Origin of the sequence: Pseudomonas sp. 15A4 (assembly GCF_016925575.1) — a bacterium.
In the GTDB taxonomy this organism is placed as follows: domain Bacteria; phylum Pseudomonadota; class Gammaproteobacteria; order Pseudomonadales; family Pseudomonadaceae; genus Aquipseudomonas.
Map to the genome: position 1 here is coordinate 4,366,755 of NZ_CP068986.1, position 12,033 is coordinate 4,378,787.

Annotated in this window: 7 protein-coding genes and 2 pseudogenes; 5 read left to right on the forward strand and 4 right to left on the reverse strand. The window is 60.2% G+C overall.

All coding sequences use genetic code 11. The features are described from left to right. The first annotated feature begins 143 nt into the window (after positions 1–143). From JN403_RS19260 to fabB, 3 genes are all read left to right on the forward strand, one after another. Positions 144–2,081 (forward strand): response regulator, encoded by a 1,938-nt coding sequence (locus JN403_RS19260; RefSeq protein WP_205483862.1) that lies wholly within the window; start codon positions 144–146, stop codon positions 2,079–2,081. A gap of 210 nt (positions 2,082–2,291) precedes the next feature. Continuing rightward, the gene (gene fabA / locus JN403_RS19265) at positions 2,292–2,807 is read left to right on the forward strand and encodes a 3-hydroxyacyl-[acyl-carrier-protein] dehydratase FabA (protein ID WP_122538421.1); all 516 of its coding nucleotides are present in this window, start codon (positions 2,292–2,294) and stop codon (positions 2,805–2,807) included. A gap of 10 nt (positions 2,808–2,817) precedes the next feature. Further along, entirely contained in the window at positions 2,818–4,044 is a 1,227-nt protein-coding gene (gene fabB / locus JN403_RS19270; protein ID WP_122538419.1) for a beta-ketoacyl-ACP synthase I, read from the forward strand. A gap of 288 nt (positions 4,045–4,332) precedes the next feature. Here the strand turns inward: fabB and JN403_RS19275 are convergent. Further along, positions 4,333–5,957: pseudogene (locus JN403_RS19275) on the reverse strand (methyl-accepting chemotaxis protein). Positions 5,958–6,147: 190 nt separating this feature from the next. Here JN403_RS19275 and JN403_RS19280 point away from each other — a divergent pair. Beyond that, positions 6,148–7,011 (forward strand): pirin family protein, encoded by an 864-nt coding sequence (locus JN403_RS19280; RefSeq protein ID WP_205483864.1) that lies wholly within the window; start codon positions 6,148–6,150, stop codon positions 7,009–7,011. Positions 7,012–7,118: 107 nt separating this feature from the next. Here the strand turns inward: JN403_RS19280 and JN403_RS19285 are convergent, their stop codons facing one another. Next, positions 7,119–7,844 carry a dienelactone hydrolase family protein gene (locus JN403_RS19285; protein ID WP_205483866.1) on the reverse strand — a complete coding sequence of 242 codons (726 nt, stop codon included), beginning with the start codon at positions 7,842–7,844 and terminating at the stop codon, positions 7,119–7,121. Positions 7,845–7,922: 78 nt separating this feature from the next. Then, a complete protein-coding gene (gene htpG, locus JN403_RS19290; RefSeq protein ID WP_205483867.1) occupies positions 7,923–9,827 on the reverse strand; it encodes a molecular chaperone HtpG in 1,905 nt (634 codons plus the stop codon). A gap of 327 nt (positions 9,828–10,154) precedes the next feature. On the opposite strand from htpG, the gene JN403_RS19295 reads away from it, so the two are divergent. After that, complete coding sequence (locus JN403_RS19295) at positions 10,155–10,406, forward strand: hypothetical protein (protein ID WP_065986299.1); 252 nt, start codon at positions 10,155–10,157, stop codon at positions 10,404–10,406. A 101-nt stretch (positions 10,407–10,507) separates the two neighbouring features. Here the strand turns inward: JN403_RS19295 and brnQ are convergent. Then, a pseudogene (brnQ, locus tag JN403_RS19300) lies at positions 10,508–11,820 on the reverse strand (branched-chain amino acid transport system II carrier protein). Positions 11,821–12,033: the final 213 nt, after the last annotated feature.

A 12,033-nucleotide genomic window follows, 5' to 3' on the forward strand; every position in this document is an offset into this window, starting at 1 on the left:
CAACGGCGCCGATGAGCTATCGTCAGGTCGCTCCCGAAGAGATTCGTCACATGACACCAAGCGTCCACCTCCCGTGCCCCGTCAGGCTTTGCCATGCCTGAACATCGGCAAACCCTCCGGGCCCTGACAGCCGGAACCGCCTCGTGACAGCTCAGCGCGGCTGGAACATCAGCACCCGGACGCAGATCCTCAGCCTGGGCCCGGCCCTGTTGCTGACTTTGCTGCTGATCAGCTTCTTTACTGTGGTGCGCATTCAGGACCTGCGACAGGAGCTCAATCACACCGGGCAGCTCATCGCCAACCAACTGGCCCCCGCGTCGGAATATGGCGTCATCGTCGGCAACAATGCCGTTCTGGAAAACCTCATGAAGGCCACGATGAACACGCCCCACGTGCGTTTTCTCGAGGTTCGCAACAGCGCTGGTGTGGTGCTGGTGCATGTCGAGCCTGCCGAGGAGCAGGGGCGTTCGCGGCAGATGGAAGTGTTTCAGGCACCGATTCGCCTACAGCCTGACAGGTCCTCCCGGCTAATCGAAAACGCCGATGCGGCACGTGCCGATGACGATCCCAGCGTGCCGGTCGAAGGTTACCTGGGCCGGGTGCTGGTGGGCATGTCCAGTGATGCGTTCAATCAGCGCGAACAGGAAATATTGCTGAAGGCCGGTGTGCTGGCGATGTTCGCCCTTCTGTTCACCTACATGTTGGCGAGGCGCTTGTCGCTAAGCCTGTCCCAGCCGATCAGTGCCATGAGCGCAGCGGTGAAGGCCATCCAGCACGGTGACTATTCAGCGCCGCTGCCGGTTGCGGATGATGCCGAACTGGGCGATCTGGCGCGGCACATCAACAATCTGGCCCTGGGCCTGGAAAAGGCGAGCCGCGAGCAGAAGCAGGCGATGGACGAACTCATCCGCACCCGCGAAGAAGCCGAACGCGCCAACAACGCGAAGTCCGAATTCCTGGCAATGATGAGCCACGAGCTGCGCACGCCCATGAATGGCGTGCTGGGCATGCTGCAGTTAATGGAAACCACCAGGATGACCGACGAGCAGGCGGAATACGCTGCGCTGGCCATGGAATCCACCGAGCATCTGCTGCGGGTCATCAACGACATCCTCGATTTCTCACGCTTCGAACGCGATGCGCTGGAACTGGAGAGCATTTCATTCAATCTCGCCGACCTCATCAGCACCTCGGTTCAGGCGTTTGCCCACAACGCCCAGCAGCGCGGTCTGGCACTGGAACTGGATACGCCGCCTTCGATAGAGACCTTGCAGGTCAAAGGCGACCCGACACGAATCCGGCAGATTCTGGTCAACCTGATCGGCAATGCGCTGAAATTCACCGAGTTTGGCAGCGTGCGCGTCGAAGCGGGTTTCACCAGCCCCGACCCGCAGCACGTCCTGTTTACCTGTGCAGTCCGCGACAGCGGCATCGGCATTTCCCCGGATTTGCTGGAGTCAATGTTCGATGCATTTCAGCAAGCGGACAACTCCATCTCCCGGCGCTACGGCGGCACCGGGCTGGGACTGCCCATCGCGCGCAATCTGGCCGAACGGATGGGCGGGTCGCTCCAGGCGCAGAGCAGCGAAGGACTCGGCTCGGTGTTCCAGCTGCAAATCCCGCTGCAGCGGGTTCAGCAGCCGGTGATCGAGCCTGCGCCCGGCGCCGTCGGTGAGCTGCCCCAGAGCCGCGACGCCTGCGTGCTGTTGGTCGAAGACAACCCGGTGAACCGCACGTTGGTCGACGCAATGCTGCGCAGTCTGGGCCTGCAGGTGAGTATGGCGGCGGATGGTGTTGAAGCAGTGAGCATGGCCAGTCGGGAAAGCTTCGCGCTGATTCTGATGGACTGCCGACTGCCGGTCATGGACGGCTACGAAGCGACACGCCGAATCCGGCTGTTGCCAGGGCTGGCGACGTTGCCCATTATTGCCCTGACCGCCAATGCCCAGCACGGCGACCGGGATATTTGTCTGCAAGCCGGAATGAACGATTACCTGGCCAAGCCGTTCAAACGTACTGATTTACAGCAGGTTTTGCAGCGATGGCTGACCATTAAGCCATCTGCGACTGGCGGTAAATGATAAATTGCGGCAGTCTTGTGCGCAGATTTGACCCACGCCAACGCGCGGACGAAATATTTCAGTGCACAGGTGTACATTCATTTCACCCGTGCTGTGACTTTCACTACAACGCAATAGTCTATGAGTAGGCTGCCAGCCGAGGGATTTCCCGCTGGCCAGATTGGGTAAGTAACGCCACACCCTGCCGCACAGGATTATCGAGGAGCTCGCATGACCAAACAAAACGCCTTTACCCGGGAAGATCTGCTGCGCTGCAGTCGCGGCGAGCTGTTCGGCCCAGGTAACGCGCAATTGCCCGCCCCCAACATGCTGATGGTTGATCGCATCACCCATATCAGCGAAGAAGGCGGCAAGTACGGAAAGGGTGAATTGGTCGCCGAACTCGATATCAACCCGGACCTGTGGTTCTTCGCCTGTCACTTCGAAGGTGACCCGGTGATGCCAGGTTGCCTGGGCCTCGATGCCATGTGGCAACTGGTCGGCTTCTTTCTGGGCTGGCAAGGCCTGCCGGGCCGCGGTCGCGCACTGGGCTCGGGCGAGGTGAAATTCTTCGGTCAGGTACTGCCGACCGCCAGCAAGGTCACCTATAACATCCAAATCAAGCGCGTCCTCAAAGGCAAGCTGAACCTGGCGATTGCCGATGGTTCGGTCAGCGTGGACGGCCGCGAAATCTACACCGCTGAAGGCCTGCGTGTCGGCGTCTTCACTTCCACTGACAATTTCTAAGGGTATTCGCATGCGCCGCGTCGTTATCACTGGTCTGGGCATTGTTTCCTGCTTGGGCAATGACAAAGACACCGTCTCCGCCAACTTGCGTGCAAGTCGCCCTGGCATCCGTTTCAATCCGGAATACGCCGAAATGGGTCTGCGCAGTCAGGTCTCGGGCTCTATCGATCCAAATTTGCCGCTCAAGGAACTGGTCGACCGCAAGACCCTGCGCTTCGTCGGTCAGGCGGCAGCTTATGCTTACGTGGCCATGAAGAGCGCCGTGGAAGACTCCGGGCTGACTGAAGAGCAGGTCTCCAACCCGCGCACCGGTCTGATTGCCGGCTCCGGCGGTGCGTCGACCCTGAACCAGATGGAAGCACTGGACATCCTGCGTGAGAAAGGCATCAAGAAGGTTCTTCCGTACTACGTCACCCGCACCATGAGCAGCACTGTTTCAGCGTGCCTGGCGACGCCATTCAAGATCAAGGGCCTGAACTATTCCATCGCTTCTGCCTGCGCCACCAGTGCTCACTGCATCGGTACCGCCATGGAACAGATCCAGATGGGCAAGCAGGACATCGTGTTTGCCGGCGGTGGTGAAGAGGAGCACTGGAGCCAGTCGTTCCTGTTCGACGCGATGGGCGCGCTGTCCAGCAAGCGCAACGACACGCCGGAACAGGCTTCCCGTGCCTACGACGCCGACCGTGACGGTTTCGTCATCGCTGGCGGCGGCGGCATGGTGGTAGTCGAGGAGCTGGAACATGCTCTGGCCCGTGGCGCGAAGATCTACGCCGAACTGGTTGGCTACGGCGCAACTTCCGACGGTTATGACATGGTCGCGCCGAGCGGCGAAGGCGCCATCCGCTGCATGCAGCAGGCGCTGTCCACCGTAGACGGCACCATCGACTACCTGAACACCCACGGCACCTCGACTCCGGTCGGCGACGTCAAGGAAATGGAAGGCGTGCGTGAAGTGTTCGGTGACAAGGCGCCTGCGATCAGCTCCACCAAGAGCCTGTCGGGCCACTCCCTGGGCGCCGCCGGCGTTCACGAAGCGATCTACTGCATGCTGATGATGGAAGGCAACTTCATGGCGGGTTCGGCGAACATCGACGAGCTGGACCCCGCCGTTGCCGACATGCCGATTCTGACCAAGACCCGCGAAAACACCGAGCTGAATCTGGTGATGAGCAACAGCTTCGGCTTCGGCGGTACTAACGCCACGCTGGTGATGAAGCGCTGGACTGGTAAGTAATCCAGTCAGTTGCAGAAAAAAGGCGCCCCTCGGGGCGCCTTTTTTGTGGGCTGTTGAAATGCATTGAGCCGGACCTGCTTTTTGCAGGACCGGTTTTAGCCGGGAAAAGAGGTCGGTGGTCACCCCGCAGAATGGATGGTGCGCAAACTGGCCCCTTCTCGGCTGAAGCCGGTCCCACAATTGCACCGCGTGAATTCATTGGGATTGATGGCGGTCAAACCAGCCTCTTCCCGGCTGAAGCCGGTCCCACAAAAGCACCGCGTGCATTCCGTGGAACGGCGTCCGGGGTCACACAGAAAACGCTGCAACCATGCCATTCAGGTCTGTCGCCAGTCGGGACAGCTCGTGGCTGGCGGCGCTGGTCTGGTTGGCCCCCGCCGAACTCTGCAGGGAGATGTCGCGGATGTTGGTGAGATTGCGATCCACCTCACGCGCGACCTGCGCCTGCTCCTCGGAGGCGCTGGCGATGACCATGTTGCGTTCGGTGATCAGCGTAATGGCAGCAGCGATGTCATCCAGCGCAACCCCGGCGGACTGTGCCAGCTCCAGCGTGGTCTGGGCGCGGCTGTTGCTGCCTTGCATGGCGGCCACGGCCTGATCGGTGCCCTGACGGATGTCGCCCACCAGTTGTTCGATTTCCAGAGTTGATGACTGCGTCCGATGTGCCAAAGCCCGAACCTCATCCGCCACCACCGCAAAGCCGCGTCCCGCCTCCCTGCCCGCGCGGCTTCAATGGCCGCGTTCAACGCCAGCAGGTTGGTCTGCTCGGCAACCGAGCGAATGACGTCCAGCACCTTGCTGATGCCATACACCTTCTGCGCCAGGGTCTGTACCTGCTCGCCGGCGTCGGTCACGTCTTCGGCCAGATGGGCGATGGACGCCACGGTCTGCTGAACCTGTTGACGGCCGTGCTGGGCAATCCGGTCAGACTCCCCGGACGCCTCTGACGTGGCCACCGCATTGCGCGCCACTTCCTCGACAGCGGCGGTCATCTGATTGACCGCCGTTGCCGCTTGATCGATTTCCAGGCTCTGCTGATGCAGGCCGCGGGTGGCATCTTCGGTGACGGTACTCAATTCCTCTGACGCCGACGCCAACTGGTTCGACGAATCGGCGATGCGCATGATCGTGCTGCGCAAACTCTGCTGCATGGACTTGAGCGCTTCCAGCAATCGGGCCGGTTCATCACGGCCCTGCACGACGATGTCGGCGGTTAGATCACCCGCCGCCACCACCTGAGCAATGCCCAGCGCCTGGGTGATCGGCCTGACGATGCTGCGGGTCAATCCCCACGCCAGCAGTAACGTAATCAACGCCGTCAACAGCATCATGCCCACGACCCAGGCGAACGCATTCGAGAAGACCGCCCGCGCCAGATGACTCGCCTGTCCTGCGCCCTCCTTGTTCAACGCCGTCAGCTCGGTCAGGGCGAGGGTCATCTTATCGGCGAACTGGTTCATCTCGCCATTGACCAGCTGCATTGCGCCCTCCACCTGATTGGCAGCGGAGAGTTCCATGACCCGGTTCTGGCGCTGGAAATAAGCCTGTTGCGCACTGGAGAAGCTTTCGTACAGCTCACGCTCGCGGGGCGAGCCGATCAGTGCAGCGTAGTTTTGCTGCGTGGTTTGCAGGCCTGCCTTGAGCTGGTCGAGCTTGGCTGTGTTCTCGCGAAGAGCCTCTGGACTGCGGTTGAGCATCAGACGCAACGTGAGGGTGCGAATCCGCATGAGGTCCTGGCCCATGGTGCCAAGCTCCATGACGCTGGGCAGCCACTTGCTCTCGACCTGGTCAGACTCCTTGCGCATGCTCGACATCTGCATCAATGCAAAGGCGCCAAGACCGAACACCAGTAAGGCCAGCACGCCGAAACCGAGGGCGGCCCGGGGTGCGATATTCATGTTTCTAACGGTCATGCCTGGTCCCTTCCCAAGACACCGCTCTGAAAAGAGCAGTTGCTCGTGATGTCGGCTCAGAGATGAAGCTCTGTAGGACAATTCATTGAGCACTTCGTAATAATTCATTACAGAGACGTATCACCGGCATTCCAGCCACGTACGCAAGTGATCTATATCCTGTGTGCCCTATCCAAAGGAGAGCGCCATCATGCTGACCATCATTCCCCGCGCCGAGGACGTCGAAGGCCAACCCATCCTGCGCCCCCTTCCCGCTGCGCAATGCCGGAGCGTCGGACCCTTCGTGTTTTTTGATCACATGCTGGAAACCACCTATGCGCCCGGCACCGGCATGGACATCCGCCAACACCCACACATCGGTCTGTCGACCCTGACCTACCTCTTTGAAGGCGAAATCCGACACAAAGACAGCCTCGGCAGCGATCAGCACGTAAGACCCGGCGAAGTCAGCTGGATGACCGCCGGCCGGGCCATCGCCCACATCGAGCGTACACCCGAAGCCCTGCACGCCATCGGCTCGCGCCTGCATGGTTTGCAGGTCTGGCTGGCCTCGCCCACCTCCCATGAGCAGGGCGAAGGTCATTACAGCCATCACCCTGCCGATACACTGCCGGTCAGTGATGGCATGGGCATTCGTATCCGCCTGATTGCCGGCGAAGGCTTCTGCCTGAAGTCGCCGGTGCCGGTGCTGTCACCCACGCTATACGCCGAACTGAACCTGCAGACCGCCACGACGCTGTGTGTGCCCGCCGAGCACGAACAGCGCGCGTTGTACGTCATCGAAGGCGATTTGCTGCTGGATGGCGAGCCGGTGCAGGCGCGCAGTCTGGTGGTACTGGATGCTGGAAGCGAGCCGACGCTTTGCGCGGAAAGCGAATGTCACGCGGTGCTGATTGGCGGTGCGCCCCTGGATGGGCCGAGAAGGATGAACTGGAACTTCGTAGCCAGCCACCCGGCGCTGATTGAACAGGCCAGAGCAAAATGGGCGGCCGGGGACTGGCCGACCGTGCCGGGGGAAGTGGAGCGGATTGAACTGCCAACGCCCCGGAAATAGCCGCAGGGTCACACACCCTGCGGGAGCCGGCTTGCTGGCGACCCCTTCAGTCGAGGCAACTGCTGACATTGGAACTCAAGCGGTCAGCAGCCTCCTGCTTCAGGTAATCAGCCTGCAAACACCTCGTCCAGCAGGTTATGCATCGAGGTAAACGCACGCTTGGAAACGGTCGGGTTGTACATCTGCACGCCCGGGTTGTTGGCGTGCGGGTCGGTGAAGGAATGGAACGCCCCGCCGTAGCTCAGCAATTGCCAGTCGACATTGGCAGCGTTCATTTCCGCTTCGAACGCCGGCAGTTGCTCTTTTGGCACCAGAGGGTCGGAAGCGCCGTGCATCACCAGCACCTTGCCCTTGATGTTGTTGGCGTCAGCCGGGTTCGGTGTGTCGAGTGTGCCGTGAAAGGAAACCGCAGCCTTCAACGGCGCACCGGTGCGTGCCAGTTCCAGTGCGCAGCAACCGCCGAAGCAGAAGCCGAACGCCGCCAGCCGGGACGTGTCGACGGCGGCAATGGTCTGCGCGGTCAGTTGATCCAGGGCGGCCTTCATGCGCTTGTTCAAGAGCACGCGATCATTCTTCAACGGCATCATGGCAGCCGCCGCTTCATCGCCATTGGACGGGCGCACCTGCTGGCCGTACAAATCCGCCAATAACACCACGTAGCCCTTCGCTGCCACATCTTTGGCAATCTGCTCGGCGTCTACGCTGACACCCATCCAGTTAGGCGCCATCACCAGACCCGGTGCGGCCTGACTGCCCTCGCTGAAGGCCAGACGGCTCTCGTAGCTCACGCCATCGATTTCATAGACGATGGACTGCACGGTCACATTGCTCATAGCGAACTCCTGCTGACAAGGATGGAGGGAGATTAAATGACAAAACCCGCCGGAGCGGGTTCTGCCGTGACGCGGATGTTAAACCGAGAGCTCAACCAACAACTTGTTCAAACGGCGCACGTAAGCCGCCGGATCTTTCAAGCTGTCGCCGGCCGCCAGCGCAGCCTGGTCGAACAGGATGTGCGACAGATCACCGAAGCGGTCTTCATTCTGCTCATTGTCCAGCTTGTCAATCAGCGGGTGCGACGGGTTAAATTCGAAGATCGGCTTGGAATCCGGGACCTTCTGACCACTCGCTTCGAGGATTTGGCGCATCTGCAGACCCAGGTCCTGCTCGCCAATCGCCAGAATCGCAGGCGAATCGGTCAGACGGTGGGAAACCCGCACTTCACTGACGGCATCACCCAGCGCGGCTTTCAGGCGCTCGATCAGGCCTTCCTTGTCCTTGGCGACTTCTTCCTGGGCTTTCTTGTCCTCTTCGGAATCAAGCTTGCCCAGGTCCAGGTCACCGCGCGCCACGTCAACAAAGCCTTTGCCGTCGAAGTCGCTCAGGTAGCTCATCAGCCACTCGTCGATGCGGTCGGTCAGCAGCAGCACTTCAATGCCTTTCTTGCGGAAAACTTCGAGGTGCGGGCTGTTCTTGACCTGCGCGTAGCTTTCGCCGGTGAGGAAGTAGATCTTGTCCTGACCTTCCTTGGCGCGCGACAGGTAGTCGGCCAACGAAACGCTTTGCTCGCCGCTGTCGTCGGAGGTCGATGCAAAGCGCAGCAGGCCGGCGATCTTCTCTTTGTTGGCGAAGTCTTCGGCCGGGCCTTCTTTCAGCACCTGACCGAAGTTTTTCCAGAAGCCCTTGTAGTCTTCCGGCTGGTTTTTCGCCAGCTTCTCCAGCATGTCCAGCACACGCTTGGTCAGCGCCAACTTCATCGAATCGATGATCGGGTCTTTCTGCAGGATTTCGCGGGACACGTTCAGGGACAGGTCGTTGGAATCGACCACGCCCTTGATGAAGCGCAGGTACAGCGGCAGGAACGATTCGGCCTGGTCCATGACGAACACGCGCTGCACGTACAGCTTCAGGCCGCGCGGCGCTTCGCGCTGGTACAGATCGAACGGTGCGCGGGCCGGCACGTACAGCAGCGAGCTGTATTCCAGCTTGCCCTCGACCTTGTTGTGGCTCCAGCTCAGCGGGTTTTCGAAATCGTGGGCGATGTGCTTGTAGAACTCCTGGTATTCCTCGTCCTTGACCTCGGCACGGGGACGGGTCCACAGCGCGCTGGCGCGATTGACGGTTTCCCACTCTTCAACAGGCTCCGCATCGCCCTCGACAGGCGCCTGCTCCTTCGGCAGCTCGATGGGCAGAGCGATGTGGTCAGAGTACTTCTTGATGATGTTGCGCAGGCGATAGCCGTCCGCGAACTCGTCTTCGGCGCTCTTGAGGTGCAGCACGATGCGGGTACCACGATCAGCTTTCTCAACCGTGGCGACTTCGAACTCGCCCTCGCCTTTCGACGACCAGTGCACACCTTCGCTGGCGGAAAGGCCGGCGCGACGGGTGAACACTTCAACCTGGTCGGCCACGATGAAGGCGGAGTAGAAGCCGACACCGAACTGACCGATCAGGTGGGAATCTTTCTTCTGATCACCGGACAGATTCTTCATGAAATCGGCGGTGCCGGACTTGGCGATGGTGCCCAGATGAGTGATGACATCTTCGCGGCTCATGCCGATGCCGTTGTCTTCCAGGGTAACGGTCTTGGCGTCCTTGTCGTAGCTGACACGGATCTTCAGCTCCGCACCGCCTTCCAGCAGCTCGGGCTTGGACAGCGCCTCGAAACGCAGCTTGTCCACCGCGTCGGACGCGTTGGAAATCAGCTCGCGAAGGAAGATTTCCTTGTTCGAGTACAGGGAATGGATCATGAGGTGCAGCAGCTGCTTCACCTCGGTCTGGAAGCCCAGGGTTTCCTTTTGAGTTTCCACACTCATGGTCATCAAACTCCAATCAGTCCACACAAATAGGGGTAGCTGCGCGAAACGCCGAGGGCGGCTCCGAGCAGCGGGTTGTCATCAAGGTGGGGGCTGAGGAGACGATTTCAAGGGAGAGACATCCTGTCAGTGAAGAATCTTCCTCATCGAAACCACCAAGGCCATAGATCTGATGACTGACGACGGAACATTAACGATTAGGCTCGTGGGATCTGCTGAGGTGTTACACCGCTGAGACGCCAATGTATTAATCCCGTAGGAACATGGAACTAACCCTGCGACCAAGTGCTCGAAGCCACGTTGATGACCAATAAGGAGAAACACCCCATGCGTAAATCTTTAGCTATTGCCCTGATGCTTTCTGCCACTCTGGGCCTCGCCGCCTGTGACAAAAAATCCGAAGATAAACAGCAAGATGCAAACAAGGCTGCCGAGCAGTCGCAAGAATCGATGCAAAAAGCACAAGACAAAGTGAACGACGCTGCCAAAGAAAGTCAGGAAGCCGCTCAAAAGAACGCTGAAGCCGCTCAAGAGCGCGCTAAAGAAGCGAACCAGGCAGCACCTGCAACTAAGCAGTAAGTTTCCAGAGTTTCAAAAAACAAAGCCCGCATTTAGCGGGCTTTGTTTTGTCTCCTTGAAAAAGATCGGCGCGTTTATTCTGCGACGCGCCGACCTCCTCCTCAGGCCAGCGCTTCGCTGCGCTTGCCCAGCATGCGATCCACCACGAACGCGACGAACAGCGTGATCAGGGACGGGATCAGCCACGCCAGGCCTTGCTCGCTCAACGGCAGATGAGCCAGTGCATCCGGCACATACCCTCCCAGCGCAGAACCTTTGACGGCATCGACCACACCGATCAGGAATGCCACCAGCATGACCGGGGCGACGATCCGCCCTTGCTCGTGCCAGAAATCCTTGCAGAAGCTCAACGCCACCAGCGCAATGCATGGCGGGTAAATAGCGGTCAGCACCGGAATCGAGAACTGGATCAGCTTGGTCAGGCCCAGATTGGAGACCAGCAGCGAAAACGCCGCCAGCAGGATCACCAGCGTCTTGTAGGACAGCGGCAGCACGCGGCTGAAGTACTCGGCGCAGGCGCAGGTCAGACCCACCGCGGTTACCAGGCACGCCAGCGAGATCAGCACGGCGAGAAAGCTGCTGCCCAAGGTGCCGAAGGTGTGCTGGACGTAGGCGTGCAACACGGCGGCGCCATTGGTTGCACCGGCGGCGACGGCATGGCTGTCGGAACCCAGACGGAACAGGCTGATGTAGACCAGCGCCAGACCGACACCGGCAATCAGGCCGGCGATGATGGCGTAGCGAGTAATCAGCCGGGGCGACTCGACACCGCGCGAGCGTATCGCGTTGACGATGACGATGCCGAAAACCAGCGCGCCCAACGTGTCCATGGTCAGGTAGCCGTTGATGAAACCCTGGGAAAACGGCGCCGCAACATAGGCAGGTTCGGCGATACCGACCTCACCCGCCGGCAGGACAAAGGCAGCAATGCCGAGGATGGCCAGGGCGATGATCTTCAGCGGCGCGAGGAAGCGGCCCACGGTGTCCAGCAAACGACCCGGATAAAGGGAGATCCAGAACACCAGAACGAAATAAACCAGGCTATAAAGGAACAGCGCCAGCGGGCTTTCACCGGTCAGCGGGGCCAGGCCGACTTCAAACGACACCGTCGCCGTGCGCGGCGTGGCGAACAACGGGCCTACGGACAGGTAGCAGACGGCGGCGAGGATGGTCCCGGCGACCTTGCCGATCGGACTGCTCAATGCGTCCATCGCGCCGCCCACCTTGGCAAGCGCGATGACCGTCACCACCGGAAGGCCGACGGCCGTGACCAGAAAGCCCAGGGCCGCCATCCATACGTTGGGGCCGGCCTGGAGGCCTACAATCGGGGGAAGATGATATTGCCAGCGCCCACGAACAGCGCAAACGTCATGAAACCCAATGCCAGAATGTCCTGGCCTTTCAACACTTTCATTAAGGAAACCACACTGCTGAATCGGAATTAAGAAGAGGATTTCCCTGAGGGTGGGGGAAATGCTGCCCGCCCTTTTAAGACAGACCCTGAGCGCGCTGCCGCTCCTTGTGGGAGCCGACTGCACAAAACGGCGGCTAGCCTACCCTATTTGGCGCACCGATACAGGGCGGTGCGACCACTCAACGCACGTTCGTGTCGCATATCAGAAATGTC

Bases quoted from the DNA above. Each gene is read 5' to 3' on its own strand.
- fabA (WP_122538421.1), top strand. From the start codon at position 2,292: ATGACCAAACAAAACGCCTTTACCCGGGAAGATCTGCTGCGCTGCAGT.
- fabB (WP_122538419.1), top strand. From the start codon at position 2,818: ATGCGCCGCGTCGTTATCACTGGTCTGGGCATTGTTTCCTGCTTGGGC.
- JN403_RS19280 (WP_205483864.1), top strand. From the start codon at position 6,148: ATGCTGACCATCATTCCCCGCGCCGAGGACGTCGAAGGCCAACCCATC.
- JN403_RS19285 (WP_205483866.1), bottom strand. From the start codon at position 7,844: ATGAGCAATGTGACCGTGCAGTCCATCGTCTATGAAATCGATGGCGTG.
- htpG (WP_205483867.1), bottom strand. From the start codon at position 9,827: ATGAGTGTGGAAACTCAAAAGGAAACCCTGGGCTTCCAGACCGAGGTG.
- JN403_RS19295 (WP_065986299.1), top strand. From the start codon at position 10,155: ATGCGTAAATCTTTAGCTATTGCCCTGATGCTTTCTGCCACTCTGGGC.